Source organism: Agathobaculum sp. LCP25S3_E8 (assembly GCF_052117165.1).
In the GTDB taxonomy this organism is placed as follows: domain Bacteria; phylum Bacillota; class Clostridia; order Oscillospirales; family Butyricicoccaceae; genus Agathobaculum.
Genome location: NZ_JBQKJR010000022.1, coordinates 1 through 21078, shown reverse-complemented (window position 1 = coordinate 21078; position 21078 = coordinate 1). Strand labels below are relative to the sequence as shown.

Here is a 21078-nt window from a genome sequence, read left to right as displayed (position 1 = left end):
TGATATTAGCAGTGATTTCTAATTGCCGAACGGATGTGTGCTTATGAATATCAAGTGTACGCAAAATATTTATAAAAGCGCCAACGGTGTATCTAATGTCACATACTACATTCTGGTGCCGGAAGAAACGGAAGTGCGCGGCATTGTGCAGCTTTCGCATGGCATGTGTGAGTATTTTTCCCGTTACACTGCGTTCGCCAAATATCTGTGCAGTCTTGGCTTCATTGTTTGTGGTAACGACCATATCGGACATGGCGCCTCAGTGGCCCGTGCATCTGAGCTTGGCTTTTTTGCCACACGCGACGGATGGAAGTATTTGGTGCAGGACGTCGAGCAGTTGACCGATCTGATGCAGCAGCGTTATCCGGCACTTCCCTATTTTCTGCTTGGGCATTCCATGGGCTCTTTAATTGCGCGGCTTTATTTGACCGAATACGGTGACAAACTGGCTGGCTGCATCCTGATTGGCACCGCCGGTCCAACCGCTGCGGCGGTCAGTGCCGCACATTTAGCTGATTCGATTGCTCGTTCCCGTGGTATGACATATCGCAGTGGTTTCTTGTCTTCACTGACGTTCAAAGGATATAATCGTAAAATCAAGCACCCGCATACGGTATTTGATTGGCTCAGTCGGGATGAAAATGTAGTATCGCTCTACCAATCGGATGAAAAGTGTAATTTTATCTTCACAGCAACCGGCTTTCGCGATCTGTACACATTGCTTGCTAAAGCCAATTCCACTCATACTTTCCGTCGTACACCGCGTGATTTGCCGTTGCTGTTCCTATCCGGTGACAAGGATCCCGTAGGAAAATATGGAGAAGGCGTTCGTCGTGTCGTCAATCTTTATCGTGGTGCCGGAGTCAAAAACATTGAAGTAATCTTTTATAAGAATGCACGGCATGAAGTGCTTAATGAGCTTGGACGGTTGGATGCATTCGGGGATATCTCCCGCTGGCTGGAAAATCAACTCACGACGCAGGCAGAAGCGGAAGAACGAGCGGTTAATTAAAGTTTATATGAAGAAATGCGCTGCATTCGCAGCGCGTTTTTTATCCGTTTATCAGTTGCAAGATTTCACTCGGATGCGCCAGCCGTACGTCTGCAGTCAGTTTTTCTGGTTCATGACAACCCCAAAGCGCTAAACCGCTTTTGATGCCGGCCGCACGTGCACATTGCATATCATATGCACTGTCTCCGATAAAAATCGCCTGCTCTGCACTGCCTCCCATACGTTTGAGACATTCAAACAACTCATCCGGCGCGGGCTTGGGGGCCGCCACATCGTCAGAGCAGATAACAGCATCAAAAAACTCACTCAGGCCAAGCGGCTTGACTCCATAGGTATATTGCGAACGATTGCGCGAAGTTGCAATTCCCAGCCTGTTTCCACTCTCTTTCAATGTACGCAGCGTATCTGCAATTCCCTCATAAACCTTGACCCGTTCCAAATGACGGTAGGCTTCTTCCTCCCAGCTATGCATTACGGCATCAAATTGCTCTTCCGGCACGCCGCAGTAGGCGAGCCCCTGCCAACCGGTCATACCAAATGCAGTTTGTATCTGCTCAGGCGATGGAGTGTAGCCGTGCTCGTGCAACGCCTGTCCAAGCGCAGGCAGATACACAGGTGCAGAATCAATCAGCGTACCGTCGATATCAAATATTACGAAATTCATTTTTATCCTCCAAAGAATACACACAAAAGCGGGCGGCAGAAACCGTCCGCTCTTATTTTATTTTTTATTTTGTCCACTGTGCTTTGGACACACCTTCGGCAAATACTTTGTGAAAATCGCGAACATTGGCTGCAATATCACCACCAAATACAGCAGAGCCGGCAACAATTACGTCTGCGCCCGCTGCAACAATATCCGCTGTGTTGGTAAGCTTGGCACCGCCGTCAATTTCCAGTTCACAGTTGTAGCCGTTCTTCTGGATTTCTGCGCGTACTGCACGGATTTTATCCATGCACCCCGGAATAAAGCCCTGACCGCCGAAGCCGGGTTCCACTGTCATAATCAGCACCATATCACAATACGGCAACAGCGGGAAGAGCACTTCCGCCGGCGTTTTTGGCTTAATAACGCATGCGGCTTTCACACCTGCTGCGCGAATCTTTTTAAGCTGCTCGAGCGTATCGCCGTTCGATTCGTAATGCACGGTGATGATATCCGAACCAGCCTTAATAAAATCATCCAAATATTGATCCGGATCGGAAATCATTAGATGTACGTCAAGCACGCTATCCGTTGCCTTCCGAAGCGATTTGACAACCGGTGCTCCAATCGTAATGTTAGGAACGAAATGTCCGTCCATCACATCCACATGCACATATTCTGCGCCCGCGTCAGTCGCGATTTTAATATCACGCGCCAAATTAGCAAAATCCGCCGAAAGAATAGACGGTGACAGTTTGATTTCCATGCTTGTTCCTCCTGTGACCGCGCAGCCGCGCACGGCATATTTTGATGATAAGCGGGCTTTGCGCGGCCATGCGCCGCCGCCGGCTTTTCGAATACAGGGAGCGGCAGCATCTGTGCCGCTCCCCTTTTGTTTCCATTATACCGCATTTTTTCGCTTTTTCAATCTTTTTTCCGATCATACACCGTGTGTCTTCTTGCCCTCATGGCAGAATGATAAAACTTTCTTATTGTTTTTCTATCAATTGAGATATTTGTCAGGACTCAATCGTTTATCGCATGAATGGGACAATTGTCAGGAATGGAATACCTGATGGCCCACGCAAAGAATATACAGAGAATCTCTCGAATCCCCTGATATTTTGTCGCCCTCACCGATTGATTTATGTACATAAAACAGGTAAAATAAAAATATCTTTTATCTGATGAAGGAGAGGACACGATACATGAGCGTCAATCGTTGTTATTCCGAAAAAAAAACTGGCTTTGACGTCGAAGCACGCAGCCTGTTTTCCAGTCTGCACGATCTACTCGAAGTCAAAAGTCTGACCCATGTGCGGTATCTTTGCCGCTATGATACCGAGGGTCTGGCCCCTGAAGCCTATGAAAAGGCCAAGGGCATCGTCTTTTCCGAGCCGATGGCGGACGTGTGCTATGACGAAGACTTTCCTCGTCCGTCAGGCGCTCACACCGTGCTCGCAGTTGAGCCGCTGCCCGGCCAGTTTGACCAGCGCGCGGACTCCTGCGCACAGTGCATTCAGCTGTTAACCGGCGGTGAGCGCCCGACGGTCGCAGCAGCAAAGATTTATGTGCTGGAGGGCGAATTGTCGGATGCCGACATGGACAAGATTCGCGGCTATTTGATTAACCCGGTAGAGGCACGCGAGGCATCCATGGACAAGCCCGCCACCCTTAAAGTTGAATATGCTATCCCGACAACGGTTGCATCGGTCACCGGCTTTATCCATATGGACGAGACTGCGCTGAATGACCTGCTGACAGGCATGGGGCTTGCCATGGATTTGGACGACTTGAAATTCCTGCAGACATACTTCCGCGATGAGGAAAAGCGTGACCCGACTATCACCGAGGTGCGCATGGTGGACACCTATTGGTCGGATCACTGCCGTCATACCACCTTTCTGACCGAGATTGACGGCACCAAGATTGATGATCCGATGGTACAGGATGCGTTTGATCGTTACCTTGCGGCGCGTGTCGAGGTCTACGGTGAGGAAAAGGCATCGAAACGACCTGTGACGCTCATGGATATTGCAACCGCCGGTGCAAAGGTACTCAAAAAACGCGGTTATCTGAAGAATATCGATGAATCCGAGGAAATTAACGCTTGCTCAATCAAGGTCAAGGCACTGATTAACGGCCATTATGAAGATTGGCTGCTCATGTTTAAGAATGAAACGCATAACCATCCGACCGAAATTGAGCCGTTCGGCGGTGCGGCGACCTGCCTTGGCGGCGCGATCCGCGATCCACTCTCTGGTCGCAGCTATGTGTATCAGGCGATGCGTGTGACCGGCGCAGGAGATCCGACCGTTCCGCTGTCCGAGACACTCGAGCATAAGCTGCCGCAGCGCAAACTGTGCCAGACTGCTGCAGCGGGCTATTCGTCCTATGGCAATCAGATTGGTCTGGCTACCGGTCTGGTGCATGAGATCTATCACCCGGGTTATGTCGCCAAGCGCATGGAGATTGGCGCGGTTGTCGGCGCTGCGCCGCTGGAGAACGTCATCCGTGAAGTACCTGAACCCGGTGACATCGTTATTTTACTTGGTGGTAAGACCGGACGCGATGGATGCGGCGGCGCCACCGGTTCTTCCAAAAAACACACCGAGGCTTCGCTAGAAACCTGTGGTGCGGAGGTTCAGAAGGGCAATCCGCCCGAAGAACGCAAGATCCAGCGTCTGTTCCGTGACGGTAACGTCACCCGTATGATCCGTCGCTGCAACGACTTCGGCGCGGGCGGCGTGTCGGTCGCTATCGGCGAGTTGGCCGACGGACTTGACATCAACCTAGATGCAGTTCCCAAGAAGTATGATGGTCTGGACGGTACCGAGCTTGCCATCTCCGAGTCGCAAGAGCGTATGGCAGTTGTTGTGCGCGCAAAGGATGCGGATGCGTTTATTGCTGCCGCCGCCAAAGAGAATATTGAAGCGGTTGTTGTGGCGACGGTCACAAATAAGAACCGCCTGTGCATGACGTGGAACGGCAACACGATTGTGGACGTTTCGCGTGATTTCCTCAATACCAACGGTTGTGCAAAGCATGTCACGGCAGAAGTTGCTTCCCTGTTCGCGCCATCCATCACTTGTGCGCCGGAAGGCAAAAACGAGAAGGAAAAGATTCTGAATCACGCTTCTACACTTGGTATCTGCCTGGAGCGCGGTCTGGTCGAGCGGTTTGACGGATCGATCGGCGCAAACTCGGTGTTCATGCCGTTCGGCGGCAAATACCAACTGACCCCGACACAGGTCATGGCGGCAACTATGCCCGCACAGAATGGTCAGTGCGAGACGGCTTCCGTCATGGCGTTTGGCTTTGACCCCTACTATACAGAGCAGAATCCGTTCCTCGGCGCGTCGGCCGCGGTCATTGAATCGGTGGCAAAACTGGTTGCAGCGGGCTGCGACTTTGAGACTGCGTACCTTACCTTCCAGGAATATTTTGAACGTCTGGGCAAGGATCCCAAGCGCTTCGGCAAGCCGCTTTCTGCTTTGCTGGGCGCATATACCGCGCAGGAGGAACTTTGTCTTGGCGCGATTGGCGGCAAGGACTCGATGAGCGGATCGTTTGACGATATGGATGTCCCGCCAACGCTGGTTTCTTTCGCTATTGCCCCGCAGGATGCGTCCCGCTTGATTTCTCCTGAGTTCAAAGCACCGGATCATCCGGTCTACTTCTTTGACGCTCCGTACTTTCAGGACGGATCGGCCGATTACCAGACCATGAAGCATGTCTGGAACGAGGTTGCAAACCTCATTGCATCCGGTAAGGCTGTGTCTGCATGGGCACTGTCTGTCGGTGGTATTGCTGAGGGCGTGTGCAAGATGGCGCTTGGCAATAAGATTGGCTTTGAATTTGACGACTCCTTCCCGAACGAAGCACTATACCTTAAGAACTTTGGCGGCATCTTGATCGAAGCGGCAGAAGAACTGCCTGCTTACTGGCTGGTCGGTCGTACAACCGAAGACGAAACAATCACCGTCGCGGGCGAGTCTGTAACGCTGGACGAGTTGACGGATGCTTTTGAAAATCGTTTGGAAAGTGTTTTCCCGACCAAGGCTTCAGCTTCGGACGAACATTTGACCACGGTTTCTTATACTGAGCGCAGCACCAAGACACCTGCAATCAAGTCGGCAAAGCCCCTGGCTGTCATTCCGGTGTTCCCGGGCACCAACTGCGAATATGACACTGCTCGCGCAGTGGAAAACGCGGGTGGCGCGGCGGAAATCATCGTCGTGCGCAATTATTCTGCTGATGCTTTGGCACAAAGCGCGGAGCAGCTTGAAAACGCCATTCGAAAAGCCCAGATGGTTATTGTGCCGGGCGGTTTCTCGGGTGGTGACGAGCCGGACGGATCGGGCAAGTTCATTGCCTCGTTCCTGCGCGGCCCCGGCATTAAAAATGCCATTCATGAGCTGCTTCAGAAGCGTGATGGCCTGATGCTCGGCATCTGTAATGGCTTCCAGGCGCTTATTAAGCTGGGCCTTGTGCCCTATGGTGAGATCCGTGACGAGATGACCGGCAATGACCCGACGTTGACTTTCAATCTTATCGGCCGCCATCAGAGCCGCTATGTTACCACTCGCGTTGCGTCGGTTAAGTCTCCGTGGCTGTCTTCCTGCAATGTTGGTGACCTGCATTCGATTGCCATCTCCCATGGTGAGGGCCGCTTTGTCGCTCCGCAGCACGTGATTGACGATTTGGCGAAGAACGGACAGATTGCCTTCCAGTACACTGATCTTGCAGGTAATCCGTCCATGGATATTGATTGGAATCCGAATGGTTCAATGTGCGCCATTGAAGGCATCACTTCTCCCGACGGTCGTGTCCTTGGCAAGATGGGCCATACCGAGCGTTACAGCCCGTTTGTCGGCCGGAATATCTATGGAGAAAAGTATCAGCCAATCTTCGAGAACGGCGTGAAGTATTTCAGATAAGTACACCTGATCCAAACAAAGCGGTGGCACATACTGTGCCGCCGCTTGTTGCTGTCTCCCCTTCCCATCTACCTACTCTACGCAGCGTAGGTTGTCCCACGGTAAAAGTCATGGTATTCTGCTGTATGAGAGGAGAAAAACGAATATGAATCATTATGTTACAGGCGCGGTTATTAAACGACTGCGCGAAGCAAAGCATCTGACACAGGCGCAGCTGGCCGAAAAGCTATGCGTCAGCGATAAGGCAGTTTCCAAATGGGAAACGGGCAAGGGCTTTCCGGATGTATCCCTGATCGAATCGTTGGCAAGCGTGCTGCAGGTTTCCTTGCCCGAACTGCTGAGCGGCGAACAGGTCATCAATACCAATCGCGCAGCCAATCTGCTACGATCAAAGTTCTATGTCTGTCCTATCTGCGGCAACGTGCTGCACAGTACCGGACCGGCCGTGATTTCCTGCTGCGGCATCACGCTGCCCCCGCTCGAAGCCGAAGAACCGGACGAAACACACGCTGTTCAGTGCGAGGTAATTGAACACGAGCATTATATTACTATTGACCATCCGATGACCAAGAGCCACTACATTTCCTTTATCGCATGTGTCACCGGAGATCGATTCGACATGGTTAAACTCTATCCAGAGGGTAACGCACAGGCTCGTTTTTTTATCCGCGGCCACGGAATGTTGTACTGGTATTGTAACCGTCACGGCCTTTTCTGTCAGCGTATTTGAGTTTGTTTGGTCAGTGCTCGACAAAGATCGGTTTTTATGGTATTATAAGGATACAAAAACCGTTTACGCTTTTGTTTTCTGCCGCAACTTGCGCGGCGGCGGCTTACTGACAAAAACCAAGGCGCCCTACGGGGCGCTTTCTTTTTCGGAAAGGAACGAACGTTATGACCCCCTATGAACATAAGGTGCAATACTACGAAACCGATGGTATGGGTATCGTCCATCATTCCAATTACATCCGATGGTTTGAAGAAGCCCGTGTCGAATTACTCGAGCAGCTTGGATATGGCTATGACCGCATTGAAGCGGAGGGATTCGGCAGCCCTGTGCTGGAGGTGCACTGCAAGTATAAAACTATGGCACGATTTGGTGATACGGTGCTGATTTACGCACAAATCACGGAATATAACGGTGTTCGTATGGCGCTGCACTATGAGATTCGAGATGCACAAACCAATGCGCTGCGCTGTGAAGGCGAAAGCAGGCATTGTTTCATGGGGCGTGACAATCGCCCAGTATCACTCAAACGTAGTTGGCCCGCGCTGGACAGGGTTTTTGCCGCGCAGCTTGAAGCGCAAAACATAGTCAGTAATGGTGAAGCCTGATAGTTTGCCTGCATACAACTACAGCTTTTCAAACGGCAAGCAAATATTGTTTGAATCAAACGGTCAGCGACATAAGTTGCTGACCGCTTTTTGGTGGTATTCTCATTGCTTCTTCAAAGATTGAGTTACACATCATTGGTAAACCGCATTCCTTTTCTCTTTCGCACAGCCGTTCAGCGTGTTGCATAGGATGGGACAAAGGAGGAATTTGTTATGAACCAATCGGCGACCCTTGCGGTTGTCGGCGGCGATATCCGGCAGGCATATCTTGCCGGACTGCTGTGTGCGGATGGGCACACAGTACGCACCTTTGCGCTGGAGCGCCATCCAATCGAGGGGTGCGCCGCTGTTAGTGACCCTCGAAGTTGTTTTGCTGATGTCCAGGCAGTGATTCTGCCGCTTCCTGTGCAGCATGGAAATTCACAGCTCAATGCTCCGCTGTCCAATACGCCATATCCGCTCATCGATGTGCTGGATGCGATTCCCGCGGATACCATCACATTGGCTGGCTCTGTGCCGTTTTGGGTGCATGCTCGTGCCGTACAGAATAACCTGCATTTGATTGACTACTTAGCGCGTGATGAACTTGCCATACGCAATGCAGTTCCAACCTGTGAAGGTGCATTGCAACTGGCCATGGAACAGACTGCGCATACCATTCAACAATCACGGTGTCTGGTGATTGGGTACGGCCGTATCGGTGCATTGCTAGCACATAAATTGCATGCGCTCGATGCGCAGGTAACAGTATCCGCGCGATCGCCGCGCGATTTTGCACGCATCGAAACACAAGGGATGCGGACGTTGGATACCCGTCAGCTTACCGGTAAGCTTGCCGAATTTGATATTATCTTTAACACAGTTCCTGCACCGGTGCTTGGAGCGGCGGAATTGGCTGGGCTTACCCCTTCCTGTCTGGTGATTGATCTGGCTTCTATGCCCGGCGGTATTGCACCGGAAGCGAAATTGCCCTCCGGGTGTTGCATCCTGCATGCGCTATCTTTGCCGGGGAAAGTCGCGCCGCTCACTGCAGCACATGCCATTTACGATACGGTTTGTAATATTTTTCATGAGGAGGGTATTCTATGACCCCGCCAATTCGCATCGGCTTTGCATTAACCGGTTCTTTCTGCACCTTTTCTGCCGTTCTGCCTATTGTCGAAACCCTTGTATCACGTGGATGTGAAGTTACGCCTATCTTATCTGCGCATGCTGCAACATTGGATACCCGTTTTGGAACGGCTGATATGTGGCGCAGCCGCCTGTGTGAAGCAACCGGGCGTGAAGTCATTGACAGTATCCCTGCTGCAGAACCCATTGGTCCGAAGAAGTTGTTTGATGTTTTGGTGGTTGCTCCCTGCACCGGCAACACACTGGCAAAACTCGCGCATGGCGTGACGGATACTTCAGTCACAATGGCAGTCAAAAGTCATCTGCGAGGAGAAAAGCCGGTTGTATTGGCGGTTTCCACAAATGATGCGTTATCCGGCAGTGCGGCGAATCTGGGTACCTTGCTCAACCGTAAACATTACTATTTCGTTCCCATGCGGCAGGATGCGCCATTCGCTAAACCGCGCTCTCTGGTAGCGGATATGGGACGCATACCGGAAACCATCGGATCAGCGCTTGAAGGCAGACAGTTGCAGCCTATCCTGCTGTGTCCGGGTGAACACTGAGTAAATAGGCAGGAAACTGCATCCGCGTCCTTGCATTCTGGCAGATGGATACAACAAACAGATACCCCCTGTATAGGTCCTGAGCTGCTCCTATACAGGGGGTTCGCTTTAATTTGTTCTTATTGCGAAGGTTGTTCCAAATTTGCATTACTGCCGGTTGCAAACGTGATGGCACGAGCGCAGTTAGTAATTTCTGCCCGCTGTGTTGCACCGCCGAATTCACCATCCAGCGTCCATGGCACGGCTTCATCTGCATCAAATGAAATCTGCGCGGTGCGGAAGTAAACAAACCGTGTTGATTCGGTGTTGTGCGTCAGCAGATCATTTACCAGCCATTGCAGCTCCATCGGATTTTCTACCGGATAAACTAGCAGCACCTCATGCAAGCCGTCATCCAGCGCCACACCATCCGGCGTAATAGCTTTAAAACCGCCAACCGAAACCGAATTGGAAACCATGCCGAAGATGAAGTCATCCTCCAGCGTCATTTCTGCGCTGTTTATGCGGATATGATGCTGTTTGATGTTGGTTAATGCTTTCACGCCTTCCAGAATATAGGCCGCGCGGCCAAAGATATTCTTGGATTGTTGCGGCGTTGCATAGGACACCTCAGTAAACACGCCGAACGCTGCAATATAGTTGAAATATCTGTCGTTGAACCGCCCTATATCGAGCGCCTGCAAATTATTTCCGGCAGCAACTGCCGCTGCTTCTGCCGGCACCTTGGAAATACCTAAACTGAGTGCAAAATCATTGGTTGTGCCGGCGGGGATATAACCAAGCGGCGGGCGAATTTCGGACTCCATCAAGCCCGTGACCACTTCGTTGAGCGTACCGTCGCCGCCCGCACATACGATGCGGTCAAATTCCCCAGCACGCTCACGAACCACGCGAGTCGCATCCTGCGCGCCCTGTGTTACATATAACGTCACTTCATAGCCAGCTTGTTGGAACGCATTGACGCAGCCGATAATCTTTCCGCTCATTGCGCCCCGTCCGGCATGAGGATTTAAAATCCATAGCATCTTTTTCACCGGGCGCGCCTCCTCATCTTCAAAATTCAATCTTAAGTTAAGAAATCAAATCGCAAACCGCATTTGCGTAGGCAACCGGATCCTCCACCGGCAGCCCCTCAATCAACAGGGCCTGCGTATACAGAATATCGGCATAGGTCTTTAACTGATCCGAGCCTTCCTCTTGCAGGCGGCACAGCTTCTGGAAAATCGGATGCTCTGCGTTTAGTTCAAGCACACGCTCTGCGTGCACGCGCTGGCTGTCGTCCATCGCCTGCTGGTTGAGCACCTTTTCCATTTCCAGCGTCACCGGGCCTTCTGCGCGCAGGCAGCACGGATGGCTCTTCAGGCGGCGCGTCAGTTCCACCTTTTTCACCTTGCCGGACAGTGCTTCGCCCAGCGCTGTGAGCAATGCGCTCTTTTCTTCGGTGAGCTTTTTGATCTCTTCCTTGTCGTCCTCGCTATCCAGCCCCAGATCAGCATCGGCAATAGACTTGAATTCCTTCTCCTTGTAGTTTGCCAGCATCTTGATGCAGAATTCATCGATGTTGTCATCCAGACACAGAACCTCATATCCCTTGTCACGCAGCGTCTCCATGGCAGGCAGCAGCTTGATCTTATCGACGGTTTCGCCGCAGGCATAATAGATATACTTCTGCTCATCCTTCATGCGGGAAACATACTCATCCAGCGTGACCAGCTTATCCTCAGTTGAAGAGTAGTACATCAGCAGATCCTGCAGCAGTTCCTTATTTGCACCGTACTGCACATATGCACCGTACTTGATCTGACGCCCAAACGCCTGCCAGAACTTCTCGTAATCTTCCCGCTTATCCTTCTGCATCTTGAGCAGCTCGCTCTTGATCTTCTTTTCCAGACTCTGCGCGATTGCCTTGAGATGGCGGTCATGCTGAAGCATCTCACGCGAGATATTCAGCGATAGATCCGCCGTATCGACCATACCGCGAACAAAGCTGAAATGATCTGGCAGCAGGTCGGCGCATTTATCCATAATCAGCACGCCGTTGGAATACAGCTGCAAACCCTTTTCATAGTCCTTGGTATAATAGTCCATTGGAGCGTGCGCCGGAATGAACAGCATCGCTGTATAAGTTACTGCGCCTTCTACACTGGTATGGATATGGCACAGCGGCGGCTGATAGTCATAGAACTTGCTGGTATAGAAGGAATTGTAGTCCTCGTCCTTCAGTTCCTTCTTGGATTTCTTCCAGATCGGAACCATGGAGTTGAGCGTCACATTCTCGGTGTATTCCTCCCACTCCGGCTGATAATCCTCACCCGCATCCGCAGGCTTCTCCTTCATGCGCGAGCGTGTCATATCCATCTTGATAGGATAACGGATATAATCCGAATACTTCTTTACCAGCGCCTGAATGCGATACGACTCCAGAAACTCATCATAATTTTCGCTTTCTGTATTTTCCTTGATCGTCAGCGTGATGCGCGTGCCGTTTTCTGCTTTTTCACAAGGCGTGATGGTATAGCCGGCTGCACCGTCCGACTCCCAACGGTTGGCCTGTTCGCTGTCAACTGCGCGGGAGACAACCTCTACATGGCTTGCCACCATGAACGCTGCATAAAAACCGACGCCAAACTGACCGATGATATCCACATCATCCATCGCATCGTTTTCTTTTTTAAACGCCAGTGAACCCGAGCGGGCAATTGTGCCCAGATTGCTTTCCAGTTCTTCTGCCGTCATGCCGCAGCCGTGATCTTCGATGACAAATTTACGGTTTTCCTTATCCAGTGTAATTTCAATCGGCAGGCTGTCGCGCGTAATACCGGTTCGGCCTTCCTTCATTGCGTTATAGTACAGCTTATCCGTCGCATCCGATGCATTTGAAATCAATTCGCGCAGGAAAATTTCCTTATGCGTATAAATGGAATTGATCATCAAGTCCAAAAGACGCTTGGATTCCGCTTTAAACTGCTTCTTTGCCATGTGTATGCACCTCTATTTTTTGGTATTAGCACTCTCGATATCAGAGTGCCAACACTGATATGATAATCCAGTATCAAGGAAAAATCAAGGGGCAAGTAGAAAATTCATGATTTGTTTATATTTGTGTAAAGCAAAGCGGCCCAAAATCTTTTGGGCCGCTGCACTTATTGAATTTTCTTGTCCGCAATGCCGCGTTCATGAATTCGGCCTCGCACATATTCGCGCAGTAAGGTATACACCACAGAAACCACAGGAATGGCAAACAGAATACCCAAGACACCTGCGATACTGCCTCCCAGCGTGACTGCCACCAGCACCCAAATAGACGGCAAGCCTACTGAGCCGCCAACGACACGGGGATAAATCACATTGCCCTCTACCTGTTGCAAAACAAGGAAAAGCAAAATGAACCACAACGCCTGCATCGGACTGGCAATCAGGATCAGGAACGCACCGACAATGCACCCGATGAACGCGCCGAAAATCGGAATGAGTGCAGTCACTCCAATCAGTAAAGCAATAACCAAGGCGTATGGCATTTTCAATAAAGACATGCTAATGAAAAACATCATGCCAAGGATAAAGGCTTCCAGACACTGGCCGGACAAAAAGCTGTTGAACGAAGCGGATGTCAGATCGCATACCTCAAGAAAACGGTCAACATGCTTTTCCGGAAAAAGCGCATAAAACAGGCGGCGGAACTGCCGTCCTAGATTTTCCTTTTGTAGCAGAATATAAATGGCAAATACCAAACCGATGATCGTGTTGGCCACACCGCTGACCACAGAAGTGGCAATATCCACCGTGCTGCTAAGGAAATTACTATTTTGTAGGAAGTTCTTTGCCATCTGGCCGATTTCCTTCCAATTGACATTCAACAGGTTATCTTTGAGCTTTTCAATCTCATCCGCAAACATAGGCAAACGCTTGCCTGCGTCTTCCAGAATTTGCGGGAGACGCTTGCCAAAGCTGGTCATTTCGCGCCCAATAGCAGCAAACGACTTATATAGCTCGGGGGCCACCATAAAGAGCACAATAGATATAACACCCAATACTACAACCAAGGTAAGAAGCAAACTAAAAATACGCTGCATTTTACGCATACGTATGCTACTCTTCCCCTTTTTCTGCATGAAAATCTTTTTTTCAAAAAAACGCATGGGAACATTCAAGATAAATGCAATACACCCGCCGATTAGAAACGGCGCGGTCAGGCCTGCCAGATACCGCAGCGCAGAAGATACCATCCTGGTATTCTGCAAACCAACATACAGCAAAATGGCAAACGTAATCAATCCCATTATTTTTTTCATTGTGTCACGATTCAAATTCACTGTCAAACCCTCATCTATCTATGCTATATCGATATATATATAATCATTTTTCCCAGTTAAAGTCAAGCGAATGCCAACATATTTCATATGTTGTTCAAAAGCAAATACCGAGCATTCTCATTTTCAATATTTTGTAATTTTTTGCGCAAGTTGCTTTCTTTTATTTGACATATCTGCTAAAATATAAATAATAATGGTTTTGCTTTTGTGCAAAACAGCTATGCATCTACGCAGATTCATCTGCTGACCTGCGTACACAAACAAAGGGGGTTTAAAAATGTATAAAAAATTGCTTGCGGTGTTTGTTGCTGCTGTTATTTGTATGAGCGGCAGTATCCCATGTGCGCTAGCATTGAGCTTTGAAGCGGCAAGCGCCTTTGTAATGGATGGAGATACCGGTGAAGAACTATATTCTTACAATGGTGATGTTGCTCGTGTTCCTGCCAGCATGACCAAGGTGCTGACCGCTTATATCGTTTATCAAGAGCTGGAAGCCGGTACTATCACATTAGATACTCCGGTTAAAATTAGTCACAATGTTGCGGTCAAATCGCGTGATAGTAATTATCCGACCGCTGTACCACTCACGGAAGGTGCAACCTATACTGTAGATACGTTGCTGCATCTCATTATGATTCCGTCTGCCAGTGCTTCCTGTATCGCTATGGCCGAGCACATCAGCGGCAGTGAGAGCGCCTTTGTAACGCGCATGAATGCAACAGCAAAGGAACTTGGGCTGAATGCAACCTATTATAACTGTCACGGTGCACAGCCCAACTATATCACACCGCGCTCTCAGGCTATGCTGACTAAAATTTTTATTGATACTTACCCGGATATTTTACGTATCACCAGTAAGAGCGGTTTCAGTTTTAATGGTACCTATTATAATAACACCAATCATATGCTGAACACCATGGCGCCATATGAAGGATTGGATGGGTTTAAAACCGGTACAATTTCGCAGGCAGGCTATTGTGTTACCACTACTGCCGTGCGCAACGGTCGTCGCGTGATTGCCGTCGTTATGAAATCAACAAGCGATGCACAGCGTTTTGCCGACTCCCGTCAGCTGCTCGATTACGGTTTTGATCAAATTCAAAAGCGTGATGCGTCCCGTGCATCAACCAGTGTGTCCGTGACAACGCAGCTGGACAGCGTCCGTCCCTATCAGCCCGCGTCCTTCACTGTACAGCTTAATGGTGTTTCTGCAGCTTATACTGCGAAGGCACAATGGTATGTCAACGGTGAAGCGGTGACGAATTACGGCAACAGCAATTTCCAAGTGACTGCTAACAAGACCAGCACACTCAACTACACGCTCCGTGAACTAACTGGCGATACATTGAATGTAGCTTTTGTGTTAACCATGCCGGATGGCACGGAGAAACGCGTGGACACCTCAGTGCCGATTGAACAGCGTCCAATTTCCTATACCGGATCATTCAATATTCGCAGTGCGCAGGTTTATCCCGGGAAAACTCTGACGGTTACGGTGGATGTAACGGGTGAAAATGAAATTTATCGTGTGCAGTTACCTGCCGGTTGGCAATGGGATGGGCAATCGATTGCTGGTTATTCCAATGACGCGTTTACCATTTTAAACGATAAAGCCAGCAGTCAATACACAATCAAAATTCCTTCCGATGCGCAGCCCGGCACTCATACCCTGGCCTTTTTCGTTGGTCCGGCGGACAGCACCGGCGTTGAGCAGTTAGTGCTTTCTGCCGATATCGAAGTCGTTCCACTGGAGAGTCTGGAAGAAGATGCATTGGAAGAAACCGTTGAGGTCCTTGAAAATACAGAGGCCGCTTAGGCAGAGTAAAGGGAATCTGTTGTTCGCAAAATAATATTTTGGGATACCGATATGATATCCTCAAGGCATTTTAGTCATTTCACACAAGGAGGTATGTATCTTGGATAGAAATCGACAGCTTCAGCGTATCGGTGTGCTGTGCTGCGCCGCAGTTCTTCTGTTAACACAGGCACCCGTCGCAAAGGCGGCAGACAGCAGCTACCGAGACAGCGGCAGCTTGGATATGACAAAACTCAGTCAGACTGAGATTGCCAATCTGTTATCGGAAAATCCCCTGACCTTGCCTGATGAGATCTTTGAGGAAGAGCCTTCGATCACCGCCCCCTATCGTGCAGGCAAAGTTAAAACCGAGGCGTTGCAGGCAGCGACTGACCGTCTTAATGCACTTCGTCGCATCGCGGGTCTGCCTGATTCGGTACAATTGGATATGGCGCTTTCGGAAAACGCGCAATACGGTGCGGTTATACAAGCTGCGCAAAATGGTTTGAGCCATACGCCTGTCAAACCGCAGGATATGGACGAGGCTTTCTATCAGGAGGCATATTCTGCATCCTCCAGCAGTAATCTGGCCTCCGGATATACATTGACCGGCGCAGTAGATGGGTTTATGGAGGATAGTGACGCCGGTAATATTGCTATGGTTGGTCATCGGCGTTGGCAGCTCAACCCCCACATGGGTAAGGTTGGTTTCGGTACTGCCGGTCGCTTTGTAGCCGAAAAGGTATTTGATAACAACGGTACTGGTTGTGATTACGATTTTATCGCGTGGCCAGCAAGCGGGAATTTCCCGGCAGAAGAGGAACAACATGTGCTCTTTGGCGGCCGATATGCGTGGAGTGTAACATTGAACCCGAAGAAATTTCAAAATCCCAGCTTGTCTAGTGTATCGGTTACGTTGACCCGAGAAAGCGACGGGAAAAGTTGGGAACTGAATCAAAGTACCCGCGATACCAGCGGCGATTACTTCAATGTAGAGCTTTCCGGTTACGGGGTTTCCAACTGTATCATCTTCCGTCCGTCCGGCATCGAACAATATAGCGGTATCTATACCGTCGAGATATCCGGTTTGCGAACATCCACTGGGCAACCAGTTTCGGATTTTTTCTATCAAGTAAATTTCTTTGACGCAAGCGCGACAACGCAACCAGATCCGGAACCTCAGCCGCAACCAGAGCCTGAACCCGATCCACAACCGGAGCCGGAACCAGAACCTCTGCCCGATCCGGACAATAACGGATATCCGAGCGATATAGCAATGTCTGGCAATAGCACGATTGCTTGCAACAATGGAATAACAGCAGTTGTACTTGAGGATGGCACGCTTGTCAGTTGGAAAGGAGAAGGCGAGCTTAAAGGTACGATCACAACATTGGGTACAGGCTATATAGCGGTTTCCTGCTCGGAAAACCGTTTTATGGCACTGAAAGCTGACGGTACACTGTGGATCTGGAATGATTGGGGTACTATTCAGCCCGATATCATCACCACACCCACACAGATTATGCGTGGCGTTCGGCAGATTGCAGGCGATCTGGTGCTCAAGGAAGATGGCACCGTTTGGAGTTATGTCAAAATTATTGAGGATGCACCAACAGACGGCCCGTTCTCACGGGTCATTGACAGCGGCATTGTGCAGATTACAACTTGCAGTCCGGACAATGGCTATGCGCTGACCGAGGATGGCACACTCATTAGCTGGGCCTTAAATTATCAAATGTCTGTACTCGGGCGCGAAGCAACCAAGCCTGGCGATCAGTTGCCTGCAAAAGTCATGGATGACGTTGTTTCGATCAGTGGGCATTTGGCAATCCGCTCAGACGGTTCACTATGGAGCTGGGGCGATAATACTTGCGGCAGCGTTGGCAATGGTGGTGAAATTCAAAAGCAGGTCACACCGGTAAAAATTCTGGATAATGTGACAGCTGCATGGTCTGGCTACCGGGATTGCTGCTTTGCCCTGACTGAGGACGGCACTCTGTGGAGCTGGGGCGATAACCTTTATGGACAGCTCGGCTACTCGGATAGCAATATGTGGGAGACATTTGGCGGCGCTATAGACGGGTTTAGTCCTTGTATGAGCGTTCCAACGCGCACCAGCTTTACAGATGCAGTACAAGTCTATATTGGTTCGGCTAATCTGGTGCTGAAGAAAGACGGGACACTCTGGCAGGCCATCGATGGAGATTTCACCAAATTGATGGATAATGTGCGTCTCCCCAGCGCGGCTACCACCCCAGACGAAATCCCCGATGACACGCCGTCCTCTTTTACTGATGTACCGGATAATGCATGGTATGCAGAAGCTGTCAACAAGGCGACACAAGCCGGTTTGCTCAAAGGCGTAGGCGGTAATCGCTACGATCCGGATGGTACATTGACAATTGCTGAAGCAATCACGCTGTCAGCTCGTCTGTACGCGGCACGTACAGGCGAAACGATTCCGACGGTGGATGGTCCGTGGTATCAAGGTGCTTTGGAATATTGTACAGCGCATCAACTGTTTTCTGCCGCACTATATCCGGACAGCGTCATGCTTAATTCGGCAACAAGATTCCAGATGATCTTTTTACTTGATTGCGCTATTCCGGAATCCAAAAAAAAAGAAATTAAAGACATACCGAATGGCAGCATCCCGGATATAGCGGAAGCGGATGAATATGGCGGTATTGTCTACCAGTGGTATCGTGTTGGATACATCGAGGGCGATGAAACGGGTCGTTTCTTAGGCCCGACAAACATCAGCCGTGCGGAGGTAGCCGCAATCTTGTGCCGTATAGCAGGATTGATGCCGCGTGTATGAAGATCTACACTCGTTAATTCATAGACATAGAATACAAGCAGCCTGCGAATCGATTCACAGGCTGTTTTTATGTGGGCAATTATCCAAAGCAACGTTTTCGTTATTTATTTGCAATTTTCAGCAGACTGATCCTCTCACTTGGTAGTGTCAACAGGTCCCTTATTGTACCTTATCTTCACATCTGTCTTTATTGATATGTCTTTATAACATATAGTGTTTAACAATACAGCCAAAAAATACCACTTGCTTTTTACAAGCAAGTGGTAGATATTTTACTTTGTTTCCAGATTAAAACCAAAGTAATTTATTGCATTGTTGTACGAAATACCCTTTACAATCTTCTCAAGTTTATTCATATCTTTTGGATATTCGCCATTTTCAACCCAATCACCAAGTAAATTACACATAATTCTACGGAAATACTCATGTCTTGGATATGATAGGAAGGAACGAGAGTCGGTAAGCATACCAATAAAATTACCAAGCAGGCTCAGATTTGCGAGAGATGTCATCTGCTTAATCATGCCAGTTTTATTATCGTTAAACCACCAAGCACTTCCCTGCTGAATTTTGCCAACAGCATCAGAATTTTGGAAGCAACCTAAAATAGTACCGATAGCTTCATCATCATTAGGATTTAAGCTATAAATAATAGTCTTTGGTAGAGCACCTGTTTCATTTAGTGCATTCAAGAAATCAGCCATTTGGCTAGATGGTGCATAGTTATTGATACAATCATAGCCGGTATCTGGACCAAGATTTTTATACATACCAGTGTTGTTATCACGCTTACAGCCATAATGTAGCTGCATAGCCCAACCCATTTTTTCATATTCAGCACCAACAAACAGCATAAAGCCAGTTTTAAACTTTAATTCCTCCTCTCTTGTGATTTGCTCGCCTGTAAGACGCTTTGCAAAAATGCTTTCAGGCTCACTTTCACCAGCAGGAACATACATAACATACTCAAGAGCATGGTCAGATGCACGACAACCCATTTCATCAAAGAAGGCTAAACGCTTTTTCAGTGCAGTTTTAAGGTCTGCAAAAGAAGTGATAGTCATTTCTGCTGCATTACCTAATTTTTTTAGATAATCAACATAATCTGGCTTTTCAAGGTTCATAGCTTTATCTGGACGCCATGCAGGTAGCACCTGAACGGAGAATGTTTTATCGTCAGCGATAATTTTATGCCATTTCAGGTCATCTGCTGGATCATCGGTTGTGCAGATAAGAGTTACACCAGCATTTTCAATAAGACTTCTTACTCACATAGATGGGTCTTTTAGCTTTTCATTACAGAGATTCCAAACTTCTTCAGCAGTGTCAGCCCCCAAAACGCCATGATAGTCAAAAAATCTTTGAAGCTCTAAATGGCTCCAATGGAATAATGGGTTTCCGATTGCCTTATCAAGAGTTTCTGCCCACTTTTGGAACTTTTCTCTGTCTGATGCATCACCAGTGATATAGTATTCATCAATGCCATTTGAACGCATTTGACGCCATTTATAGTGGTCGCCACCAAGCCAAACCTGAGTGATGTTTTCAAATTGACGATTTTCAGCGATTTCCTGTGGATTTATATGACAGTGATAGTCTAAAACAGGAGTTGTTTCTGCATAGTTATGATAAAGCTCTTTAGCAGTGTCGGTATTTAACAGAAAATCTTTATCCATAAAAGCTTTCATTTTAAACTTTCCTTTCCAGTAAATTATACATAACCCATTAGGCTAGGCAGCCATAGTGATAGCTGCGGAACATATGTTACAAGCATTAAAACAACAAAAATTGCGAAGAAATATATTAGAAGCTGTCTAAATACTGTTTCAATTTTTACCTGTCCAACCTTTACACCAACAAACAGTGTTGTACCTACAGGCGGTGTAATTGTACCGATACATAAGTTAAATATCATCATAATGCCAAAATGAATTACATTCATACCAAGAGCTGTACATACTGGTAAGAAAATAGGTGTGAAAATAAGACAAGCTGGTGTCATATCCATAAAAGTGCCAACGATAAGTAGAATAATATTTATCATCAGTAGAATTACAATTTTACTGCTGCTTATTGCAAGAAGTGCACTAGATACTGCTGCTGGTATATTGGTAAATGCCATTACCCAAGACATAATACCTGATACACCAATAAGGAAAATGATGATACCAGTCATTTCTGCACTTTCAATAAAGATTTTTGGCAGCTCGCCTAGTTTAATTGATTTATAGAAAACTAGCGATAAAACCAAACAATAAACAACCGCAACAACGGAACCCTCAGTGGCGGTAAAAATACCCTTAATAATACCACCGATTACAATAACAATCATTAAAAGACAAGGAAGCGCCTGAATAACGACATTTAATTTTTCTTTACCCTTAAAAGTTGTTGTGCTTCTATAACCGTTTTTCTTTGCTAACAAATATTGGAGTGATACAATAAAACCGCACACCCAAGGTGGTATAATGAAGAACAGAAAGGGTGTTGAAGATGGGACAGAAATACAGTGCAGAATACAAGGCAGACGTGCTGAAATT

Annotated in this window: 14 protein-coding genes and 1 pseudogene; 8 read left to right on the top strand and 7 right to left on the bottom strand. The window is 48.5% G+C overall.

From position 1 onward, the window contains the following. Positions 1-43 precede the first annotated feature (43 nt). Positions 44-1012 carry an alpha/beta fold hydrolase gene (locus ACTQ34_RS09150; protein WP_441363533.1) on the top strand — a complete coding sequence of 323 codons (969 nt, stop codon included), beginning with the start codon at positions 44-46 and terminating at the stop codon, positions 1010-1012. Positions 1013-1052: 40 nt separating this feature from the next. Here ACTQ34_RS09150 and ACTQ34_RS09145 read toward each other — a convergent pair whose 3' ends face one another. Beyond that, positions 1053-1676 (bottom strand): HAD family hydrolase, encoded by a 624-nt coding sequence (locus ACTQ34_RS09145; protein ID WP_441363532.1) that lies wholly within the window; start codon positions 1674-1676, stop codon positions 1053-1055. A 64-nt stretch (positions 1677-1740) separates the two neighbouring features. Continuing rightward, positions 1741-2424 carry a ribulose-phosphate 3-epimerase gene (gene rpe, locus ACTQ34_RS09140; protein WP_441363531.1) on the bottom strand — a complete coding sequence of 228 codons (684 nt, stop codon included), beginning with the start codon at positions 2422-2424 and terminating at the stop codon, positions 1741-1743. A 442-nt stretch (positions 2425-2866) separates the two neighbouring features. Between rpe and ACTQ34_RS09135 the strand changes: the two genes are divergently transcribed. The 5 genes from ACTQ34_RS09135 to ACTQ34_RS09115 all read left to right on the top strand — a co-directional run bounded on the left by ACTQ34_RS09135 (position 2867) and on the right by ACTQ34_RS09115 (position 9609). Then, positions 2867-6598 (top strand): phosphoribosylformylglycinamidine synthase, encoded by a 3732-nt coding sequence (locus ACTQ34_RS09135; protein ID WP_441363530.1) that lies wholly within the window; start codon positions 2867-2869, stop codon positions 6596-6598. A 145-nt stretch (positions 6599-6743) separates the two neighbouring features. Next, the gene (locus ACTQ34_RS09130; protein WP_441363529.1) at positions 6744-7328 is read left to right on the top strand and encodes a helix-turn-helix domain-containing protein; all 585 of its coding nucleotides are present in this window, start codon (positions 6744-6746) and stop codon (positions 7326-7328) included. A gap of 164 nt (positions 7329-7492) precedes the next feature. After that, a complete protein-coding gene (locus ACTQ34_RS09125; protein ID WP_441363528.1) occupies positions 7493-7933 on the top strand; it encodes an acyl-CoA thioesterase in 441 nt (146 codons plus the stop codon). 213 nt (positions 7934-8146) lie between these two features. Further along, the gene (locus ACTQ34_RS09120) at positions 8147-9022 is read left to right on the top strand and encodes a dipicolinate synthase subunit DpsA (RefSeq protein WP_441363527.1); all 876 of its coding nucleotides are present in this window, start codon (positions 8147-8149) and stop codon (positions 9020-9022) included. After that, on the top strand, positions 9019-9609 hold the full coding sequence (locus ACTQ34_RS09115) for a dipicolinate synthase subunit B (RefSeq protein ID WP_441363526.1): 591 nt from the start codon (positions 9019-9021) through the stop codon (positions 9607-9609). The genes ACTQ34_RS09120 and ACTQ34_RS09115 overlap by 4 nt, the downstream gene beginning before the upstream one ends. 119 nt (positions 9610-9728) lie before the next feature. On the opposite strand, the gene ACTQ34_RS09110 is transcribed toward ACTQ34_RS09115, so the two are convergent. The 3 genes from ACTQ34_RS09110 to ACTQ34_RS09100 all read right to left on the bottom strand — a co-directional run bounded on the left by ACTQ34_RS09110 (position 9729) and on the right by ACTQ34_RS09100 (position 13922). Further along, complete coding sequence (locus ACTQ34_RS09110; protein WP_441363550.1) at positions 9729-10634, bottom strand: diacylglycerol/lipid kinase family protein; 906 nt, start codon at positions 10632-10634, stop codon at positions 9729-9731. 46 nt (positions 10635-10680) lie between these two features. Next, complete coding sequence (gene htpG / locus ACTQ34_RS09105; RefSeq protein ID WP_441363525.1) at positions 10681-12588, bottom strand: molecular chaperone HtpG; 1908 nt, start codon at positions 12586-12588, stop codon at positions 10681-10683. 164 nt (positions 12589-12752) lie between these two features. Beyond that, positions 12753-13922 (bottom strand): AI-2E family transporter, encoded by a 1170-nt coding sequence (locus ACTQ34_RS09100; protein ID WP_441363524.1) that lies wholly within the window; start codon positions 13920-13922, stop codon positions 12753-12755. Positions 13923-14199: 277 nt separating this feature from the next. Here ACTQ34_RS09100 and ACTQ34_RS09095 point away from each other — a divergent pair, with 277 nt between their 5' ends. Together ACTQ34_RS09095 and ACTQ34_RS09090 are read left to right on the top strand one after the other, a co-directional pair. Further along, on the top strand, positions 14200-15738 hold the full coding sequence (locus ACTQ34_RS09095; RefSeq protein ID WP_441363523.1) for a D-alanyl-D-alanine carboxypeptidase family protein: 1539 nt from the start codon (positions 14200-14202) through the stop codon (positions 15736-15738). Positions 15739-15838: 100 nt separating this feature from the next. Then, positions 15839-18538: an S-layer homology domain-containing protein gene (locus ACTQ34_RS09090; RefSeq protein ID WP_441363522.1), complete on the top strand. Its 2700-nt coding sequence runs from the start codon at positions 15839-15841 to the stop codon at positions 18536-18538. A gap of 272 nt (positions 18539-18810) precedes the next feature. Here the strand turns inward: ACTQ34_RS09090 and uxaC are convergent. Both uxaC and ACTQ34_RS09080 read right to left on the bottom strand, forming a co-directional pair. Continuing rightward, positions 18811-20226 (bottom strand): annotated as a pseudogene (uxaC, locus tag ACTQ34_RS09085) (glucuronate isomerase). 23 nt (positions 20227-20249) lie between these two features. Next, a partial coding sequence (locus ACTQ34_RS09080) for a TRAP transporter large permease subunit (RefSeq protein WP_441363521.1) occupies positions 20250-21078 on the bottom strand: 829 nt, incomplete at its 5' end.